12 protein-coding genes are annotated in these 21,731 nt (G+C 46.5%); 3 read left to right on the top strand and 9 right to left on the bottom strand.

Annotation, left to right across the window (positions count from 1 at the left end; genetic code table 11):
* The first annotated feature begins 37 nt into the window (after positions 1-37).
* Both IPM39_19530 and IPM39_19525 read left to right on the top strand, forming a co-directional pair.
* A complete protein-coding gene (locus tag IPM39_19530) occupies positions 38-238 on the top strand; it encodes a hypothetical protein (protein MBK8988227.1) in 201 nt (66 codons plus the stop codon).
* A 2-nt stretch (positions 239-240) separates the two neighbouring features.
* Complete coding sequence (locus IPM39_19525; protein ID MBK8988226.1) at positions 241-2,244, top strand: PxKF domain-containing protein; 2,004 nt, start codon at positions 241-243, stop codon at positions 2,242-2,244.
* Between the two features lie 339 nt (positions 2,245-2,583).
* Here IPM39_19525 and IPM39_19520 read toward each other — a convergent pair whose 3' ends face one another.
* Together IPM39_19520 and IPM39_19515 are read right to left on the bottom strand one after the other, a co-directional pair.
* Positions 2,584-3,264, bottom strand: a complete 681-nt coding sequence (locus tag IPM39_19520) for an IS630 family transposase (GenBank protein ID MBK8988225.1) — start codon at positions 3,262-3,264, stop codon at positions 2,584-2,586.
* On the bottom strand, positions 3,261-3,701 hold the full coding sequence (locus tag IPM39_19515; protein ID MBK8988224.1) for a helix-turn-helix domain-containing protein: 441 nt from the start codon (positions 3,699-3,701) through the stop codon (positions 3,261-3,263). The genes IPM39_19520 and IPM39_19515 overlap by 4 nt, the downstream gene beginning before the upstream one ends.
* Before the next feature lie 68 nt (positions 3,702-3,769).
* Here IPM39_19515 and IPM39_19510 point away from each other — a divergent pair, with 68 nt between their 5' ends.
* On the top strand, positions 3,770-4,390 hold the full coding sequence (locus IPM39_19510) for a transposase (GenBank protein MBK8988223.1): 621 nt from the start codon (positions 3,770-3,772) through the stop codon (positions 4,388-4,390).
* Positions 4,391-4,409: 19 nt separating this feature from the next.
* On the opposite strand, the gene IPM39_19505 is transcribed toward IPM39_19510, so the two are convergent.
* The 7 genes from IPM39_19505 to IPM39_19475 all read right to left on the bottom strand — a co-directional run bounded on the left by IPM39_19505 (position 4,410) and on the right by IPM39_19475 (position 21,596).
* Entirely contained in the window at positions 4,410-5,240 is an 831-nt protein-coding gene (locus IPM39_19505) for a metallophosphoesterase family protein (protein ID MBK8988222.1), read from the bottom strand.
* Positions 5,241-5,278: 38 nt separating this feature from the next.
* Positions 5,279-6,007 carry a hypothetical protein gene (locus IPM39_19500; GenBank protein MBK8988221.1) on the bottom strand — a complete coding sequence of 243 codons (729 nt, stop codon included), beginning with the start codon at positions 6,005-6,007 and terminating at the stop codon, positions 5,279-5,281.
* Positions 6,008-6,014: 7 nt separating this feature from the next.
* The gene (locus IPM39_19495; protein ID MBK8988220.1) at positions 6,015-10,430 is read right to left on the bottom strand and encodes a phage tail tape measure protein; all 4,416 of its coding nucleotides are present in this window, start codon (positions 10,428-10,430) and stop codon (positions 6,015-6,017) included.
* Positions 10,431-10,517: 87 nt separating this feature from the next.
* Positions 10,518-12,917 carry a hypothetical protein gene (locus IPM39_19490; GenBank protein ID MBK8988219.1) on the bottom strand — a complete coding sequence of 800 codons (2,400 nt, stop codon included), beginning with the start codon at positions 12,915-12,917 and terminating at the stop codon, positions 10,518-10,520.
* A gap of 5 nt (positions 12,918-12,922) precedes the next feature.
* Positions 12,923-15,139, bottom strand: coding sequence for a protein kinase family protein (locus tag IPM39_19485; GenBank protein MBK8988218.1), 2,217 nt, complete (start codon positions 15,137-15,139; stop codon positions 12,923-12,925).
* Positions 15,140-18,745 carry a hypothetical protein gene (locus IPM39_19480; GenBank protein MBK8988217.1) on the bottom strand — a complete coding sequence of 1,202 codons (3,606 nt, stop codon included), beginning with the start codon at positions 18,743-18,745 and terminating at the stop codon, positions 15,140-15,142. It abuts the gene before it with no gap.
* Positions 18,746-18,887: 142 nt separating this feature from the next.
* Positions 18,888-21,596 carry a VWA domain-containing protein gene (locus IPM39_19475; GenBank protein ID MBK8988216.1) on the bottom strand — a complete coding sequence of 903 codons (2,709 nt, stop codon included), beginning with the start codon at positions 21,594-21,596 and terminating at the stop codon, positions 18,888-18,890.
* Positions 21,597-21,731: the final 135 nt, after the last annotated feature.

Raw genomic sequence — 21,731 nt, 5'->3', positions numbered from 1 at the left:
CACCATGATGAATGGGCCAGATCGAGAAGAAGTAATTATGACGAAAGGTAAATCAATCTACAAATCCTATTTGCTGCGGCTGTGGTGGAAAGAGGGTACAGACCTCTGCCGCATCAGCCTGGAGGAGGTGAAGGAACAGTCACCCATGATTTATTTTACGGACATTACCCATTTTGTCGGATTTCTGGCGCGCCCGCCAACGGCCAGCGCTGAAAACAACACTCAAGGAGAAAAATAGACATGAAACAATTGATTCAAAAGACCACCCGCTTCAGCCTAAGCCTGACCCTGCTGATTGTAATGCTGGTCGGAATCCTGGCCGCAAGTGGAAACGTCCCTGCCTATGCAGCTACACCCGGCACGGTGGTTGCCTGGGGTGGGAACACCCATGGCCAGACCAATGTTCCCGCCGGGTTGTCGGACGTTACCGCCATCGTCGGCACTCACCTTCACAACCTGGCCCTGAAGAGCGACGGCACGGTGGTGGGCTGGGGTGATAACACCTATGGGAAGGCTACCATCCCTGATGGACTGACAGGCGTAGTTGCCATCGCCGCTGGGACTGACCACAGTCTGGCGCTGAAGAGCGACGGGACAGTGGTCGCCTGGGGTTGGAACTATTATGGGCAGAGCACTGTCCCTGACGGATTGACGGGTGTGACTGCTATCGCCGCCGCTGCCCACCACAGCATGGCACTGAAGAGCGACGGTACGGTGGTCGCTTGGGGTTGGAACTTTGGACAGAACGATGTTCCCGCCGGGCTGACGGGCGTGACTGCCATCGCAGACGGTAGCTTACACAGCCTGGCGCTGAAGGGCGACGGCACGGTGGTCGCCTGGGGGTATAACGGCAATTTCCAGACCAATGTTCCCGCCGGGTTGACGGGTGTGATCGCCATTTCCGTCGGTCATAACAGCAACTTGGCGCTGAAGAGCGACGGCACGGTGGTGGGCTGGGGGGCTAACAGCGAGGGCCAGGTTAATGTTCCCGCCGGGCTGACGGGCGTGACCGCCATCGCCGCTGGTAGGTACCACAGCCTAGCGCTGAAGAGCGACGGCACGGTGGTCGCTTGGGGTTGGAACTATTATGGGCAGGCGGCCCTACCTGACGGGCTGACGGGCGTGACTGCCATCGCCGCTGGGGTGTACCACAGCCTGGCTATCGTACAAACTGCCCCGGAACCATGCCCGGTCGGGCAATATGATAACGGCAGCGGCTGTGTGGATGCCGATCCCGGTTATTATGTGCCCAACGCTGGCGCAACGGCACAGATTGCCTGTCCCCCTGGTTATTATCAGCCAAACAGCGGCGCCGTCAGTTGTTTCGCTGCTCCTGCCGGAACGTATGTGAATGTCAGCGGGGCCGTAGCGGCTATACCGTGCGCGCCTGGCAGTTACCAGCCCCATACCGGTTCACTCCTCTGCCTGACGGCCGAACCGGGTAACTACGTAGCGGCGGCCGGTTTGATAGCACAGACCGCCTGCCAGCCTGGCTCCTACCAGCCCAACGCCAACGCCACATCGTGCATCTTGGCTGAACCGGGCTACTATGTAGATATAAGCGGCGCTGTAGAGCAGATTCCGTGCCCAATTGGCTATACATCCGAAGGGGGAGCAACAGCATGTACTCTGGCAGTAGATACCACAGCGCCAACGATTAGCCTCACAACGCCGGCCAACGGTGCAACCTATTTGCTTAATCAATCCGTCATCGCCGACTATGCCTGTCAGGATGAAGAGGGTGGTTCCGGCTTGAGTTCCTGTGCTGGGACCGTGCCAGATGGCAGCGCCGTTAACACGTCCTCTGTTGGCGTGAAGGCCTTCACCGTGAACGCGGCCGACAATGCTGGCAATTCAAACAGTACGGCCGTTTCGTACAACGTTGTCTACAACTTCACGGGTTTCTTCTCGCCAGTGGATATGGGGTCAACACTTAACGTAGCCAAAGCAGGGCAGACCATTCCGCTTAAGTGGCGCGTTACGGACGCCAATGGTGCCCCGGTGACGAACCTGTCAGGTGTGACGGTCTCGGTATCATCCCTGGCCTGCGACCTGGGAATAACTGAAGACGGCATTGATGAGTACGGCTCTGGCTCGTCTGGCTTGCAGAACCTGGGCGATGGCAATTACCAGTTCAACTGGAAAACACCAAAAACTTATGCCAACTCGTGCAAGACGCTTAAGCTCAATCTAGGCGAAGGCGCGGGCTTCGAGCACACAGCATTGTTCAAATTTACCAAGTAAGAAAGGTAGTAAAACGCAGACCCCAAAGGTCTTTGGTGACCTTTGGGGTCTATGCTGGCAACAAGAAGAAATTGTCGATAACCAACTGGTTGTCGATTTGCCGGAGGATTTAGAAACAGCCGAACAAATGAAAGATATTGCCATCCTGGTTGGAAATCGCCGAGTTACCGTTAAATGGAAAGATGATACGATTTATCCAACCGCCCATTGATAGGAAGGTAAACGGCCGTTGCCCGAGATTGCTTAACGACATACTTGGGTAAGAAGATGACAACAAGCTTTTTACACGTGAATGCCCGAGACCCGTCGGGCACGAGCCTATATTAAACATCTATTACCTCAACTTTCTAATTTTGAGGGGTAATACTCTTTGAAAACGCGACGAGCATCTTCAACGGTGAATCCCCAATGAATTTTGCGACAAGCGTCATTGCTGTGCATTTCCCAAGACATTAGTTCGGCTTGCAATGTCCATTCATCGGCCAGACGACGGCGCAAGCATTGGTGTCGCATAATGCCAATCTCGATTTCAGCCATGTTAAGCCATGAACCGTGCGGCGGTGTGTAATGAAAGCAAAGGCGGTTGGTAATTCGATCTGCTTCTACTTTACCGAAAACTTCTATTAAAACAGCGGTGTTGTGCGTGTTGAGATTGTCCATGACGACATCAATGCAGTCTGCATCAGGGTATAAAATGTCAACTAAATAGCGCATCGCATAAGCAAAATCTTGTTTTTTGCGCTGGCGAGTTATGAGTACTGTTCGCTTGCCAGCTTTAGGCTCGACAATCATAAACAAGTTCCGAGTACCATTGCGTTTATATTCTGAATCTTGTTTAGCCAACACACCTGGCTTTACCAGAATAGGGTCGCGTACATGACCCAACAATTGATAACTGGCTTCATCAAAACAAACCGTTGGACGTTTGGGGTCGTATTCTTGCCGGTATAAAGCCAAAATCGCTTCCATTCGTCTGATGAACAAGGGCGTAATCGTGACAATACACCAACTTTTTATCAGCCAGGGCTTGAGGTTGTTTTTTTTAAGGTTAGCCGTACCTTTTCTCGACTAATGGACATCACAATGCCCTCAGCGATCATCTTTTCGGTCAGCAACTCAATTGTCCACTGGGCGTATCCTTCCGGTGGGTCGCTGCAGGCTAACGCCACCAAATATGCTTCTTGTTCATCCGTTAATTTTGGTTCGGACGGCGGGTATGGATTGCCATTCAACGCCATTTCCATACCGTCATGCCAAAAACGCTGCCGTGTTCGGCGTACAGTTTCTTCACCAATATATAACAGCGCGGCAATTTCTTTGTCCGTTTTACCTTCGTCGCTTTTTAAGAGAATGTGAGCGCGGGTAATCACTTTTGCTTTATTGCTGCCCACGCACACTATTTTCTCCAAATGCTTTCTTTGTTTAGGTGTAAGGTCAACATGATAGATTTTTTCCATTCCTCAAGGATAACCTCACCCCTCATTTTTAGAAAGTTACGGTACTAGATGCCAAAGCAACGGTCAAAATAGGTGAATTTAGTCGCAAAGGGAAGAGCCGCCTCGTCATTAAGGCGGCTGACCATGATTTCCAAGCCAAAGAAACGATGACCCCTTATGGTATTCTTCTGCCCGACCACCATCGGCTCTATCTCTATTGCACCCAAGGGCGTGTGACAAGTGATTTCATTTCCGATTGCATCGCTGATTGTTGGCAACAGATTCAGATGGAACAGCCCCAAGTGCAAACGCTTTTGTTGTATCAGGATAATGGCCCCGAAAATCATAGCCGACGGACACAATTCATGTATAGAATGACACAATTTGCTGATGAGACTGATTTGACCATTCGCTTAGCCTACTATCCGCCCTATCACAGCAAGTACAATCCTATCGAACGAGTATGGAGTGCTTTAGAACAGCATTGGAATGGTTCTCTATTAGACAGCGTGGAAGCCGTACTGGGCTTCACTCAATTAATGACCTGGCAGAAAATTGAACCGACAATCAACTTGGTTACTGGCATTTATGAGACAGGAAAAAAGCTGAGTCTGAAAGCAATGACTTTACTTGAAGAACGGTTTGAGCGGGAGGAAGGACTTGAAAAATGGTTTGTTCAAATCCGACCCCTCACCCCTCAAAACCCTTGATTATTTTTTGGAAGATGCCTTACCTACCTTCAGCTAAACGGTTGATATGATTTTCCGGCAAACCAAACTTATACATGTCTTCCTGAACTGATGCAATATCGTATTCGAGGCGGAAAAAATCAGCTGTCTTCCTCATCTCGTCAACGATTACATAGGCAACTTTTGGATTATTGTCGCGAGGTTGTCCAACACTACCAGAGTTAATGAGAAGTCGCTCGCCAACCTCTAAATCAGCAAAAGAATATAAGAATGTTCCATCCGAGTTATAGTCTGGCAATATTCTTGTGTAACTAAAAAAGAGATCGGTTTCTGATTTAGGTTTGGCCCGGTAAATCGCTGGCTTGTGCGTATGTCCATAAATACCTATGCTTGTCGGTAGGCGTCGCAGTGAATTCTTGATAGTAAAATCATCCTGTTCCATATACATAGAGCGACCAATTGGATCGGCGATTGTGCCGTGAAATATGGTGATCTGCTCAGAAGCAATGATTGGCTTAGCCTGATCTGGTTCTAATGCACCTGGTAAACTTTCTACGCGCTTCAGGTTTTGCGGGGTAATCGCCCCCAGGGTCCATTCGTAACTTTTTTGGGCGGGTATATTTGTGGCAGCTTCCTGGGGATCTAATTTGCAAGCAACTGCACTATCATTATTGCCAGCGATCGCGTGAGTTTGCCAACTATCCGCCATTAAGTCATATAATCTTTCTACACATTCATTGGGATGAGGACCATATACCACTAAATCGCCAATGAACAGGTATTGATCAACGCGATGTTGCACAGCATGATCCAAAACCACTTGTAATGCAGGCAGGTTTGCGTGAATATCGGAAAGAACTGCAAATCTCATGGCTAATTACTCCCTCGGATATAATCGTAGTAGGGTTATCAACTTGTTTGGCCAGCGCTGAAGCTGTTATCTGAGAATGACAATGGGAACGAAGCGAGTGCTGTGGTCGTCGTTAAAGTATGCCGGTAAGGCGGAACAAAGGATGGTTCTAGTTGTTGCCAAAAAACATAGAATAAGGCAACAGAAATTAAAGAGATAAGAAACACGAGTAACAGTCCACTCCTAAAATTTGGACTAATGTGTCCTTTTTGTTTGGAGGAGTACTCTGATATTTCTTGATTTTTCTGTTGAAACCAACTATTGTTCGGCGCTAATTGTGACGCATGTTGACAATAGGCATAAGCTAGTGACCAGTGGCGATATTCTATGGCCGTATTCAACTCATCCCCATAATCACGCAAGGCATCACGGTATATCCGCGCCTGGATCTCCTGTTGTTCCACAGTAATAAGAGTAGTTTCGACTTCGATTGCCAGACGCATTGCCTCTCTTTCTATTTCACGGGCCTCATTGCTTAACTTTTCGCTTTGTTCGATTTCAGTGATAGCCAACCGGGCACGGTTAATAATATCGAGATTTTGTGAGGCCAGGGCGGCAGCCTCTGCAAACGATTCGCTATCAAGAAACTCTTTTGTTTTACTTGTATTATCTTGACCTACCGTTAAATTATGTTGAGCCTGATCTAATTTTTCTTGCAATAATCTCTTGTTTTCGTTTTTTTGACGCACTTCCATACGTACAAGTTGGGCCGTGTCTTGGTTGGTCATAATACAATCAAGCCTCCGCAATATATCGGCCTAACATTTCCCAGGCTTCTCGTGTAACTTGCAGCCGTTGTTCAATGTCTTGCTCGCTCAATACGTTCTCCAACTTGTCCATGTCTCCCAATTTTTTGGCGCTTCCCTCAAATTCACTGATGGCACTGCGAATGCGTTCATAACGATTTCTGTCTGTCACGGTCGCTTCATATACAGTTCGCACCCTATTCCGTTGTCGCTTGAGGCGCAATGGCACACCCTCGAAGGCATCAAATACCCGCTGGAACTCGCCATTTTCTCGCGCCTGTTCTAGGGTGACCTGAGCTTGCATTACATTTTCATCAGCATGTTCAATGGTTTCTTTATGCCTGGTCAATTCCCGGATTAAGTGCGACGCCCATTTTTCTGTATCTTCAGGTTTTTCAACTTGCCATTTTGCAGCTTCATGTATTTCTTCAACAAGCGCAGTTAATTCGTCTGCTGACATATTGTAATCGTTGAGTGCCAGACCTGCTTGGCGACGTCGCTCACTCAACTGGCTTTTGAGATACCGCGCGAGACGTGGGTACGCTTCATCGGTAACTTCTATTTTTTGTACCAGTTGATAATAATAAAGAGCTTCCTGATAATCATGGATATCTTCCGCTAATTGACCTTGCTCACGTATTCTTTGTAGATAGTCTTGACAAAGCGCCTCTACTTGTGGCCAGTTTCGGCTTTCCAGATCAATTTGCGCCAGGTGATTCAATGCTTCTTCTAGTTGATCGTTGCCTGCTTCTTTGGCGGCTTGGTAATGTTTCAGCGTTTCTTTAATTCTGTTGGCTGCTCGCATCCAATCAGGATTGTCGGGATTTAGCCTAGCCACAGCCTCGTAAGCCGTAACAGCCTGCTCAAACTTCTCCTCTTTCTCATGCAGTTGCGCCTGCTTAATTGCCATCTGCAGCTTAAGCGTTTCCAGAATAAAGGTAAGTCGGTGCGGGTCAGCCAGGTAAAAATCGCGCAGCGAGAGGAGCGTCTTCTCTAATTCCCGCAATTCGTGCAACTCCGTACGCAGGCTTTCCACGCTTTGGCCAACGAGTTCCTGTTCTTGTAATGTATCTCGATATCTATACGCTCTGGCGACCGCTTCCCCAGCTTGATACTGTTGTCGCCAACGGGTTAATTCCTGGGACTCTTCTCTGTCATTCTGGTCGGTATAGTTTTGCAGGTCAATCAAGTTAGCCTGGGCAGCACTCAAATCATCGTCGCTCAAGGCGTCAATGAAGGATTGACGCGCCTGCTCACGCTTTACCTGACGCCGGTAGACTTGTATTTCCTCCTGTGACCGTTCGTCAAAGGCAAACTGACTAACCGCGTCTTGGCTTAGCAGGTCGGTCAATGTTTTGTAGTCCTTTGCTTTTGCGGCTACCCTTAACCGATTTAATAGCGCTTTTTCCAGCACCCCACGAATTTCTTCCAAAGCTTTGTCGTTGCGCTCATCAGGCGGCATTTGTTTGAAGAGACGATTCGCTTCCTGCCATATGGACAATGCTTCTAACAGTTGGCCAGCCCTGGCCTGTTGCTCTACTTCAGCAACTCGTTCAAGAAAAGGTTGTTGATAGGCTTCCTTTTCATCATACTTGGCAGCTTCTTCAGCAAACTTTGCTGATAGGGCTGGAGCAAAGTCCAAAACCAAATTGGCTGCTTCGCGCAGCTTTAAGCTGGCCTCACGGTATGAGCGGTCTACCCAGGCTGAACGATGCGCTGCCCGCTCTAACTCGCCTGCGTTTACTAAATCAATTTGGTGCTGATTCAGTCGTGCAACCAGACCTTCATGGTTATTAGTTGGTTTTAATGTAAACGATACGAGAGTATGTTCCAGCGCTTGGTCAAGTCTATGTTTGACTTTTCTTGTTGTATCTACTTCTTCGATCTCTAATTCTAACTTTTCTACTTGAGCAATCTCATCACTAACAGCATTGACCATACTGCGCCATATGTGATGATAATGATTCACGTACTCGCTTTCTGCATCCACCTCCCACGCTTTGGCAACAGCTTGTTCGATGGTAGCCAGCTCTTCACTTGTGAATTGCGGTTGGAGCAAACGTTTCTCGTCGTATTGATCAAGTCGTTTTAACCCTTGGGTTAAGTTTTGTAACTCTAAAGCATTTTCTTTCAGCTCCTGGATCCTGCTTTCATAAAACGGGGAAACAAAAGCTGACTGATTGTTGTTATGATCGCCAGGGTTGCTTTCTGTCTGTGTATAGGCTTTTCGTATTGCCTCTGCAGCGCGATACAATTTCTGCCATTTCCCCTGATGATAAGCTTTCTCGGCTTTGTCTAATCGAGCATTTATATCTTCTACACGTCGACACCAGCGATCTAGGCGGTGATACTGAGCAAGTTCTGAGCTTCCGTCGGTCAGCTCTTTAGCAACAACAGTATCTAATCGTTGCCGTGCTTCTACTATCTCATCTCGATGGAGATACTGTTCAATAAGGATTAAGTCTGCGCCTATCTCTTTTTCCAGGCGTGAGCGCTGCAATTCTTCTAACTGCGTCTGTAGCGTCTGTAAGCGTTCGTAGCGGGGAAGGAGTAGACTGGCTACAACTGTGTCCGATTCTCGTTCCTGTAGAAGTTGTCGGGTTTGTGCGATGGCTGTGGGTAGATAACGGCTATCTTTACGAGCCTGCTGACAAAATGTGATAGCTTCATCTATCTGTGGCGCGGTCTGAGCAGCTTCTCGCAAATCTGATGACAAGCGAGCCATTTCATCCAGTGCATTGATGACCTCTTCGTATTGCCTTGCGTTAGCAGTCTTCAAAAAGCTGTCAACAAGATTGTCCTCTCGTATCGGCTTCCATTTATTGATGGTTTCTGTAACTTGACCCGCCAATTCTGACCAAATGGTTTCTAACTTACGTTCACCTATCCTAGTCAATAAAGAGGACAAATGAAACTGATAATGCCCTGCCAGATAATCTGATGCCGCTTTTTCTAATTGATCTTGATCTTTTTGCAATTCATCTGTTGAAAAGTGGCGGGTTGGAAATTTATAGAACCGTCGAATTTCTTCAACAAGCTTATCGGGCCACTTTTCTTTCGGTATAACTGCATCGAGTGTTTTCCGACTTTCTTCTTTCTCCTTACGAATCGCTGCTTCAAAATCTTTCTGTTCTACGTCAAGGCGCGATTTGAACCAGTCTTCATGATCTTTCTCGAGAGCCTCTCTATACTTTTGTTCACACTGCTCCCAACGTCCATTTAGAAAATCCTCTTGTGCTTCCTTGAGCAAGTCATCAATTTCTTGCCACAGTTGCAGGGCTTCTTCTGTTTGCTGTCGTTCTACCTGGATGCGAGTGTCATGAGGGTTTAGTGTCAGGGCAGCATAATATAGGGAGATGGCTGTAGAAAAATCTTGTTTATCGGCCGCTTCATGGGCTTGACGAATGTAGTCTTCTACTTGCGCCTGGCGCGCTGCTTGCTTTTGCTGGACCCTCTCGATTTGGCTGCCTACACCGGGCTGGTCTTGCCAGGCGCTCAGGAAGATAAGCGCTTCGTCATATTTCTCTTGCTGCTCCAATTCCTCGGCCCGCTCTTGGGCGCGTTTTACCTCCTGGGCTGTCTGCTGCTTCTTTTGGGCTTCTTCCGCCAATTGACTTACCCGTTTATCCTCCAGCACGGCCAATTCTTGGCACAGCGCCAAAGCATCGCTGTACTGTTCAGTAGTAATTAGCTCTTCAATTTCCTGTAGATTTGCAGTCAACTGCAGTTGCAACAGGACAGCCTTTTCTGCTTGCCTCACTTTAGCAACGACATCCTGATAATACTCAAGTTCCACATCTTCCCGCGGGAGTCCAGCATCTTCTAACAGACTGCACGCTCTTCGATAAGCATCTAGCGCTTGCTGATACCGCTTTTGGCTATATGCTTCCCGCCCTTCTTCTACATAATAGTTAACACGAATAGAATCTGGAATGTTTTCTTCTTCATCTGTAGCCGGCAGGTCTTCTTCAACTGTTGGCACGTCGTCTTTGATTTCCTCAGGCTCGATGCCATCTGATTCTGGAAGAACATCTCCATCTGGCATAGCGGTCTTAGCTGTAGAGCCATTTACTCCATCGTTCGCTTCCACTTGCCTATCTTCTAGCTCCAATACCGACAATGCAGCTACTTGATTAGCCAACTCAATATAACTCTGTGGTTCTTCCCATTCTGTAGGCAACCACATGATAACTTGAGCCTCCGCCTCTTGCAGTAAGCTACTTTTTTGCTCCGGATTTGAGGAAGCCAGTCCACCCTGGACGATTTGCAGCAGCTTCTCTAGATGCTCGGCCAGAAATTGGTCGTCTTGGAAACTGCTGTTTGCCAGATTGGCAACGGCCGTGTCACATTCACCACTGTTCCACAAATCGCGCGGATGATCTATTGAGTTGCCTTCCTTGTCCATGTCACACCTATCTTATCTAACCTGTATTATGCTTCTTTTTATCAAAGGTGCTTGAATTACGTACCTTTTGGAGATGGTCTTCATCTGTCATCTTGTATCTAAAATTGTCGGGTCAACTTCGTTTCTAAGGATAGGTTGCAGAGGAACGGGAGTGCGGATCAACAATTCAGCGGGTGCATTGCAGGTTGGAACATTCCCACGCATAACCCATGCTTGACGATACACTTCTTCTCGATCATTCCAATCAATGCCATTTAAACCTACTAACACGATCAGGTATGAGCCATCTGTTGAGATTCCCGATATTTCAACTGGTTGACGATTTAATTCCAAGAATCCTTTTATTTCCCCATTCGGAAGAATTCGTAGGGCAGCGCGTTGGTTAGGATTGGAGCCTAACTCGCAAACAACATTTTGCACGGGGTTCAGTTCTTCAGATTCTTCTTCCGATTCTGACGACTCTTCTGATGGTTTCTCGACTTCCAAAGAGCTTTCTTCAAATGATCTCTCGATTTGGGACTCCAACGTTTCTATACGTTGTTGTATATCGTCAATTTCTGTTCGATTTACTAATAACAAATCATCTTGTTCTTGCAACTTGTTGTTCATTGCCGTTATGTCATTTAACAAATTTGCCCAATCAGCAACTTGTTCTTCTAAGTAAAAAATCTGTGTGTCCTGTGATTCCTCACTGGATTCGATTACTAAAACTCTTTGATTTATTTCGTTAACTATACGTGTGGCACTAGTTAGTTCGTTTTTAAGTGCGGCAAGGCTGGTTGAAACATTATTTATTTTTTGAAACAAGATGTTGCCCCCAAGGAATAAAGCGACAATCAGTAACGCTACTGTGATAAGAATAATGTTAGTGTTTAGACTTGTAAGCCAGGCAAACCGTCTTATTTTCAACTTACCTGCATCCAATTCTTTCTTTAGTTCACTCTGCGCTTGAGTAACATCTTGCTGAATAATTTGCAGTCCATTCGTTATGGCTGTGTTGACCGTTTCTACCCCTCCATCAACGGCCGAGGAAATCTTGGCTTGTCCGTCCTGAGCAGCAGTAGCAACGGCCGTTTCACCTGTCGTTATGGCTGTGTTGACCGTTTCTACCCCTCCATCAACGGCCGAGGAAATCTTGGCTTGTCCGTCCTGAGCAGCAGTAGCAACGGCCGCTGCACCTGTCGTTATGGCTGTGTTGACCGTTTCTACCCCTCCATCAACGGCCGAGGAAATCTTGGCTTGTCCGTCCTGAGCAGCAGTAGCAACGGCCGTTTCACCTGTCGTTATGGCTGTGTTGACCGTTTCTACCCCTCCATCAACGGCCGAGGAAATCTTGGCTTGTCCGTCCTGAGCAGCAGTAGCAACGGCCGCTGCACCTGTCGTTATGGCTGTGTTGACCGTTGCTACCCCTCCATCAACGGCCGAGGAAATCTTGGCTTGTCCGTCCTGAGCAGCAGTAGCAACGGCCGCTGCACCTGTCGTTATGGCTGTGTTGACCGTTGCTACCCCTCCATCAACGGCCGAGGAAATCTTGGCTTGTCCGTCCTGAGCAGCAGTAGCAACGGCCGCTGCACCTGTCGTTATGGCTGTGTTGACCGTTGCTACCCCTCCATCAACGGCCGAGGAAATCTTGGCTTGTCCGTCCTGAGCAGCAGTAGCAACGGCCGCTGCACCTGTCGTTATGGCTGTGTTGACCGTTTCTACCCCTCCATCAACGGCCGAGGAAATCTTGGCTTGTCCGTCCTGAGCAGCAGTAGCAACGGCTGCTGCACCTGTCGTTATGGCTGTGTTGACATTTTCTACCCCTCCATCAACGGCCGAGGAAATCTTGGCTTGTCCGTCCTGAGCAGCAGTAGCAACGGCCGCTGCACCTGTCGTTATGGCTGTGTTGACCGTTTCTACCCCTCCATCAACGGCCGAGGAAATCTTGGCTTGTCCGTCCTGAGCAGCAGTAGCAACGGCCGCTGCACCTGTCGTTATGGCTGTGTTGACCGTTTCTACCCCTCCATCAACGGCCGAGGAAATCTTGGCTTGTCCGTCCTGAGCAGCAGTAGCAACGGCCGCTGCACCTGTCGTTATGGCTGTGTTGACCGTTGCTACCCCTCCATCAACGGCCGAGGAAATCTTGGCTTGTCCGTCCTGAGCAGCAGTAGCAACGGCCGTTTCACCTGTCGTTATGGCGGTATTAACAGTTGCTACCCCTCCATCAACGGCCGCGGTAATCTTGGCTTGTCCGGCTTGAGCAGCAGTAGCAACGGCCGCTGCACCTGTCGTTATGGCTGTGTTGACATTTTCTACCCCTCCATCAACGGCCGAGGAAATCTTGGCTTGTCCGTCCTGAGCAGCAGTAGCAACGGCCGCTGCACCTGTCGTTATGGCTGTGTTGACCGTTGCTACCCCTCCATCAACGGCCGAGGAAATCTTGGCTTGTCCGTCCTGAGCAGCAGTAGCAACGGCCGCTGCACCTGTCGTTATGGCTATGTTCACCGTTGCTACTCTCCATCAACGGCCGAGGAAATCTTGGCTTGTCCGTCCTGAGCAGCAGTAGCAACGGCCGCTGCACCTGTCGTTATGGCTGTGTTGACCGTTTCTACCCCCCCATTAGCGGTTGCGGTAATCATGGCTTGTCCGTTTTGGGTAGCGGTAATAACAACTGTCTTGCTCTTCTCTATAGCCTTATTGAGAGTTTCCATGCCTTCGTCAACAGCATCACCAACTTTTTTCTCACCTTCGCGTGCAGTTATTTTGATAGTCTTTACTTCATCTGCTGTCTCGTTTTCTATGGTTCCCTTGCTATTTATAGCTGTTTTCCGAACAAGCTCTGTTGCGATCCTTGCCCCTTCCCACAAGGAGTCTCTTACCTCGTCCGACAATCGCTTATTGTCAGCTATAGTTGCATTTATCTTTAACAGTTGACTATCTGCTATTTCCGCTATCTCTTCGGCAGTTCGGGAGACTTTTTGCCCTGTTGATTTCAGGCTTGCCAAAGCAGGAGCATTATGAAGCATATCATCCAGACAAGACCATACATGTTCTTGCTCAACAGATGATATTGAGTGATTCAATTCTTCAAGATTTTGAACAGCCTCCCTGAATCTATCTTCCTTTACCAAGTGGTAAAATCTCACAGCTAGACTGGCGAACTTGTATTTTTGCTGAATGTCTCTTTCCCACCACTCGATGTGCTGTTTATAATAAGGGTCAACATACTCTTGAAGTTTCTGTCCAGCATTAATTATCTCAAAAAAAGCATGATCAAGTTTGTCTAGGTGCTCATCAATGGTTTCTTTCCAATCGCTTCTTTGTTGTTGACTGTATTTAACCAGGAGGTCTTCGAGCAAAAGGGTTTGGGCATGTCCACGAATACGGGCAGATAACAATTCCAAATGCTTATCCAGGAGTGTGTTTAAGCTGTTTAGATTTCGCCAACTCAAGAGAATTACTTTAGGTAATCTGTCTTCTTCTAATAACTGTGCCGCACGGTTATATAGACCTTGCTGTATCGCTTTGTCTACATCCCGAAACTGTTGCAACGGTTTAATGGGAAGCGCATGGTTATGAGCAAATTCGTAAAACTGTAGTTGAGTAGAACGAAGCTGAAAGCGCAAAGCTGCTTCAGGCCGGCGCCTTGTTGTGAGTAAATCTATTTCAACAGGGCGAAACTCTTGCCTTTCCAATAGTTCATCCACCTGCTGTAAAGTTAGCGCAACTTTTTGATCTTCCCATTCAGATCGTACTGGTAAACCTAATGTCTTGACCTCTTCTGGTCTGGGCCATTCATCTAACAGCAGCAGACCCTCGCATCTATTTAAGCGTTGAGGCGTTGGTGCAATCTCTTCACCCAGGCCTTTGACGTACTTCCATTCATTGAACCACCACTTCTGCTTTTCTTCTGGTGTTTCGGTTGGTGCGGTAAGCAATCGCTGCCAGAATCGTTCTTGCTGTCCCCACCGTTTCCATAATTCTAAAGCTGGGTTTTTTCCCTTAATGTGACCGAACGCCATTTCATACAAAATAGTTCGCGTTTCATAAGTCAACAAGTCCCATATAGACTGCTCTTCATCTTCTATTGTTCTTCCCAGTTTAGAATGGTCAATCGTGCCAGGCTGGCTTTCCAGGGAGTGGCCTGTAAAGACTTGATGCAGAATTGAAGCTAGTCGTGGTAGAGTGTATTGATAGAATCCCTGTCTTGGGTTTTCGTCATCTACCACATTCCAATCAATAACCTGGATAAGGTTTGGTTGAGCCTTATCATAGAAAAAATTGGCCAGCTTAATGTCAGTTAAAGCAATTTGGGCCAGATAGGCTGTGTTCAGAACGCGGGTGATTTGCGCTGCAATCCGTACTCTTTCATATTCATCTTGTGCCTGCCAGGGTTTAGCTTGCAGATCTCTCTTATTTAGATCATCTACCAGATCGGATAAAGGATCACTGCCTACAAAATCCATGAGCAAAACGTAGCGACCGTCGGCTATAGAGCTAATGCTATAGGCACGAACGATCATATTGTCACGATCTGCACGAGCTAGATGAGTTAATGTAGCTTTTTCCTTTTGCAGTATGGGCAAGTCTTCCTTAGCTACAATCTTGACAGCGCGAGTCAAGACACCCGACCTGGATTTGACCTTCCACACCTCACCGTAGCTACCGCGTCCCAGAAACTGTTCTGAAATAAATACCCCTTCGGGAAATTCAAACTTGTCCATCATTTACCTACTTGCCAGGGTGCGGCGATAATCACCTACCATTATTTCAAAAATAGTGGCTAGATCACGTTCTTCTGGGTCATTTACATCCAGTTGATTGTTTATAGCTTTGGAGAACTCCTGTAAGTGTCGCTGTAATCGCGCTGGTCTATCCACGGGGGTATTTAGTTTGAGGATTATGCGTCCCATGCCTTCTGCAATTTCCTTGTAATGTGATCGAGGGATAAGTTCCTCATATTTCTCTTGCTCAAGTAGCCAGGGTATGATTGTGCTTTGGACTAATTGCTCCAGGTTCATAGTGTGTAACTTTCTGACGTTTCTTACTAGTAAAAACGCAACAGGACTTTCCAAAGCAAAACGATTCGGGCGCAATTCATGATAACTGTTAGCAACATAACGCGAAATTTCATCAACAAGGTCAGCAAGGCCGTAACGAATTAACGCTTCACGCACTTCAACTGCTTCGTTGATTTGGGATAAAGTTGCATAAGCCTGACCATTGGCACGGTCGTTGACCGAAGCAACAATTTTCTCTTTAGTTTGCGGTGGGCGCAAAGGACGTGCGTAAATGAAATTATAAATTGCCTCGAACAAGGATGGTCTACGCCAAGACCGCCCTAGCGGTATTTCCGACAGCTGATCGATTTGGGGTTGAATACGAAGTACATATTGTTTGTACAGCCGTATTTCTGGACTATCCTCTTCACGGATTACTCCCGTAGCAAGGGACTGTACAAACAAGCGCAACTTCTCTTCATCTTCAAACAAACTCTTGACCCGAGCTGTAAAGTGACGGATTTCTTCTTTTTGCAATCCAGGCCCACCTAGTCGCGCTTCATAGGCAACAGCATTTACTTCAGCCGGGAAAATGTGCAAACCACTCCGGCGCACTGCGTCCAGCCGGTTATATTCTGCTTCTACCTGCTGAATAGTGGGAACGGCCGTTATTCCAATCATGTCCGTAGTAGATAGGACAACACATCTATGCGGGTCATAAGCAGGGATAACTTGCACATTATCAGATGACATCCCTTTGTCTCTCAGCTTTTTCTCCAATTCTTTTTTATAATCAACATTTTGGCTGTGATTCAAACTGACAAATATCCGCTTCTCCACCTCACTTGCAGCCGGATGTGCTTTCTGGAAACCAATAAATGTGCCAGTGTATTGCCATATATGATTTGCTAATGTCTCTGGCGAATACATCTCAGAGAGACGGCTAATCACACTCTCCTGTTTGACTGACAAGAAATACGGTTTGATAGCACTGAGCAACCGTTCAGAGTTATCGAGGGTTGCTTGACCATCCAGGGTTCTTTTCAACTGACGATTATCTAATCTTAGTCGAATTTCTAGTCCAGCCTTGGCTCCAGAACACGTCCACTGAAAACGGTTTAGAAGTGCTTCATATTGTTCCTGACAGTGCTGCTGATAAAGCATTTCCTCATATTCGGGATTTGTTAAATAATGACGTAAATGAACCTCGTTGGGCTCTTGGCTGCCAACTTCTTGCTGCTGGCGAAATTGCCGCCAACGAGCAAGTTCCAGTTTCATTTGGGATAACACACCCTGTTCATTGTTCAGAGGATCTCCTGTCACCCAAATCGCAAACCATTGGTTTAATTCATCCATTACATGCTGGATTATATTTAGATGACTCTTAGCCTGATTCAACAACTCATTAATGACCTGCTCTGCAACTTGTAAATTGATTAGCTCTTGCTCGGCAGCTATGTAGGCCCTTTGGGAAGCTATAGCATTTCGCCTGCCCAACATGGGGAAAATGCCACTGTTTTTTGTTTTTTCAAGTTGCGTCGCCATGACTCGAACCTCGTCACGGGCAAATGCCATTTGACCAATTTGATTTCGCTTATTATGAACATTTTCCAGCAGTCTATGAACTGCCTCAAAAATCTGATTAAGATGATCTACAAAAGCGCGTGCAAATCCCAAACGACTATAACCATACTCGGTCGTTGTTAGTATTTGAGTCAATTTTTCTGTTAGAAGCTTTTGGAATTGTTCCACATTGAATTGCCCACTGCTAACCAAGGCATGACGTAACAAACCATCTCTTCCACCATTTTGTTCTACTTCGCCCAGATAATTACGTTTAATGGAGCGTATTTGTTCGGGGATCCGTCGGGCGGCGTTCTCAGCCGAGTCTTCCAGTTCATCGCTTCTCCTAACACTTGTTTCCAAATTTAGGTGTCGTAACGCCTGATCTATGCGTTGGGCAAAGTTGAGCATAGCGCCTTCATCACCGCTGGTTCGCAACAAATCAAGTAAATCTTCATGAATACTGAGCGCCAATTGATCCACATAAGTTGGATTATTGCTTCGCTCCAGATGCATAATCATACCCTGCACAAAAAACGTATTGTGCAAACCGCCAGGGGACAGGTTTTGTTTTAGAAAAGATAAAGCTCCTTGTCCCGCGGTACTTTCAGGATACAGCAATGATGCCATGGAACCCGTTTCAGGCTCTGCAGATGCCGGAGCAAAATGTCTGTCCAAAAATTCTATAGCAAAGCGCAGTTCAAACTCTCGGACGATGTTGACTATGGGTAAAATATAGGTCTGTGTGCCAAAGCTACTGTACATTGCCATTTGCTTGAGCTTCTGGGTAGTAGCTACCCGGTTGTTGACATTTTTATAATGTTGTTGATAACTATCACCCGATACAGGATCGAGAAGCGTCGTAATACAATCTGCAATGGCCGGATATAGGGTCTCGTGTGGAGGTAAATGACTGAGAGTGTGCCGATTGCGTTCGGCATCAACCAAAAAACAACTATCAAACAATTTGCTACTAGAGACAGTTTGCCAAACTGTATTGTTGGCAGATGTATAGTCAATCGGGTAATTATGTCCAAATAGAACCATGAATCGTTCCAATTCTAATAACGCAGCATAAGTGTTTAAACGAGTAGAACGACTCTCGGCCACAGTTTGGAAGGCATTGTGAAGCATAAAAAAACCGCGCACAGCTATCTCAGGCAAGCCGATACGCCGAGCAATAACACGGGACAGATGGGCCAGATCAATAAACATTCCCGAACCAGTACCGCCGGCTAAAGAGCTAACTACGCAAATTTCAACCGTACTTTTCTCCGCGATACTGCCTTTGATCTCTCGCAATGCAAACTCAAGCTTGCCAACAATATCCTGCAAGTTGTAGAAAATAGCCATTCGTCCAAACGGACGACGTGTTCCTGCCCCACGCGCCAGGTTGAAATCGTCATCAGTTAGCTCGGCCAAATAACGATTGACTGGAAACCAACTGGTAATATGACCATAACCAAATGAATTTGCTTTAGCCTTTAAGCAAAGTTCTTTAACACTTCCGCTAAGGTAGATAAATTCCTCTCGTTTTTTTAACCGGAAATCACCAATTCGAACAGCTTCAAGCGAAAGGTTGTCTTTTGCCACTTCTGGCTCATCCGTTGTGGTATCAAAAGCCAATAATTGAACCTGCCTGGGTACTTCTCCATAAGATTCTATTAAGTTTTTCTTTAAGTTAGTTAACACCCATTGCCCGGTCCCCCCAAGGCCAATGATCAACGCCGGAGTTACTTTGTTTGGAAACATCTCTTTTTCTGGTTTCATCTTATCATCTCCTAAACGGAGCAAACCATCATCTTACGCTTCGTATTTCACCCAATAGATAGATGCTTTCTCTGATACGGCACGTGGCCAGCGTTTTTGACCAGGGCTGGTAAAACTCATGGGAAAAATACTTCCCTCTTTGCTAAAAAAATTCCAAATCAATGCCTGGTACTCTTTTATTACCACCAGATGGCCGTGGGTGAATTATTACTTTGTCTATACCGAGAGCTTTTAGCTCCGGAGTAGCAGGTTTCCATATGACTGTGCGTCGTTTTACGCGGCGCTTAAATAGGTTGATCGTATCAATTTGTCGTTCATCGCCTGTTACCGGATTCTGTTCTCTAATTGTTAAAATTCCTTTTGGAAATGGCGGCCATAAGCGCTGAAAGGATTCTGTAATACCACCTGCTACAACGACAATAAATAATAAGGTAATTAAGGTGTTGCGAGTACTAATGATGCCGCGCCACAAACCCGTTGTAACTCGATAAAATGTGATCTGTGTATCAACAAACTGCATATATGGTTCTTGAGAAACAAGAGTAGCCCCATTAAAGTGAAAAGTTGCAGTATATATCCCCTCCTGTCGTAGATTATCTAAATCAACTCTCCATCTGCTAAGATCATTGGGATTCATTGGTTGTAAAACAAGATTTTGTAACACAAACCCATCAGGTCCATGTACAGTAGCAGTTATTAATGTGACAGGATTCTCGACAAAAACATCACCTGGATTAATTGGTAAATCATTACGAATCCACTGAATTTCCAGTGGCATATTTGCTTTATTTATGCCTTCATATAGCGGATAAACTGCTGGCTCAGGTGATAGTATGCGATAGTAAGGGACATCTGTTGTCACCATATAAGTTAAAGTGTCACTAAAAGCCTCAACATTCAAGCCAGCCACATTTGCTTGAGCAGTGATCTCAACAAAGTGTTGGCCTTCAAATTGTGTGGGAATAGGTACATTGGCCACGAATGCAGACTCGTCGGGATCATAGGTTAAACCCATTGGCAGGGGGGGGCCTTGTGGAGGCACGATTCTAGCTTGTAGATCAAGCGTACGGGCCAATCGATCGTTAATTGGCCTACCGGCTTCATCCAACAACTGAACGGCAATAGACGAAAAACCTGCCTGTGGCGGCAGAGCTGGAACAGGTTTTAGTAGTTGGACGTTACGAAAAGTCGTTATGGCATTGTCAGCGCTAAATAGTTCCTCTCCTGATTGGCCAAGTCCAATTATTTCTAGCGATTTGGTTTCGTCACCAGGAAGCGTCACAGGTTGAGATAGCCGGTAAATGCCACTCTCCACCCGATTCATTGGCACCATTTGACTAGATTTGGGAGATAGGTTTATCCGAGCAATTATGTCTAACTCTTCCAAAGGGTCCTCGATAATTGCGCGACCCTGCTCATCGGTAAAGATTGCCTGGATATTAGAAACTGGTTCGTATTGTGAAAATGATAGGTCTGATGGTTCCAGGCTTAACTTGGCATCGTAAGACCGAAAAGAAAACTGATCCTCGGAAATCAAGATTTCTTGAACTTCATTATCCACCCTTAACTGTGCGGCCGCGCTAATGCTAATCTGGTGCTGACCGGCAAATATAGGAACGTAAGGATCTACCGTCCGGAAGCCTTGTCCATCCTCGGATAATATACAACATCTTAAAGTTTGTCCTTGATTGGCCCCAGGTGGCGTAACGACCAATTCAAAAATCAGAGGGTATTGTTCGTAGAATTTTTGTCCCTGTGGCAAGGAAAAGTGAAAATATTTTGGGAAATAGCGGGGTATTTCGAGTAAGGGTGGCTCTAGCTGCACACTACTAAATTTAATTTGCTTTATAATATCAACTCTTTCACCCTCTTGTTGAGATTGAATCGTCCAATTGCCTGGATTAGGATTTCTGATTACAACCAGGTCATATCGGTCCCCAGATGCGCGAACTTCAGCTTGATCAAAATCGTAGGGTTGTAACACACCGTCTATATCAGGGTAGAAAACCTCTACCGAGGCTTCACCGTAGCGAAATATGGAAAAGCTAATCGTATCTAGATATGGTTCAACAAACAGTTCGCCTGCTGATAAGGCATCACTAGCATAACCGAGTTCGTTGGCCAGGATTTGAGCAAGTTCTGTTTTCATCTCATCTGCCTGTTCAACGCGGCTTGATCCTATAGCTATGTTGTCCCAGTAATTGCTTGCACTTGGCCAGTAACGGTTTTCAACGTCAATCCCAATGGCAAACATCCTTGCCTGATCAAAAGCTAGCTCTTGAAGCCTTACGTAACTTTCATCAATTTCTGCAAAATATTCGCGCAAACTTAATTCACGTTCATCATAAGGAGAACCGTCAGTGATGAAGAAAACGATAACCGGGCGGTTTTCGCCCAGCTTCGCTGCGTTTTCCAATTCAGATGCGGCCAAATCAATTGCTGCTGTCATACTTGTAAAGCCAAGCTGTTGAGGCAGAACAGCTTGCTTTATTGTTTCACGTATTTCTGCGGATTGTTCCATCGTTTCACCAGAAACCGGGGTCAAAGGAACCATAACTCGGCTGCGTTCATAAGTGCCAAATCCAATAACAGAGACTCTATTTAGCCGCTCAGAATGAGTCAAAGCATCAAAACCTAGCTGATCAATTAAATAGCGAGCAGTGTCTATCCGCAGGTTATGGGGATCTGTAGGTGGATCGGTTAAAGTGCCGCTCATGCTCTGTGATTGATCGATCAGAATGAATAAATCTACCCCAGGAGTATCTGTCTCAGCGGAGAGATGCAACGGCCTATTTGTTACGAACACAAAAAAACAGAGGCAAATTATTATGCAGCGCAGCCAATATTTCATTTGACTGACTCCTTATATTTCATTCATATTATTGAGTCCACTGAAAAAAGCCTGACTTTTTAGACACTTAGACTGTCGCGCCCAAGAGTGAAAAGCCTGACTTTTCGGCGTTTAGACCCTTTTTTCAGATGGCTT

This window comes from Candidatus Leptovillus gracilis (assembly GCA_016716065.1).
Taxonomy (GTDB): domain Bacteria; phylum Chloroflexota; class Anaerolineae; order Promineifilales; family Promineifilaceae; genus Leptovillus; species Leptovillus gracilis.
The sequence above is the reverse complement of the archived record's forward strand: the minus strand, read 5'-3'. Positions and strand labels throughout refer to the sequence as shown.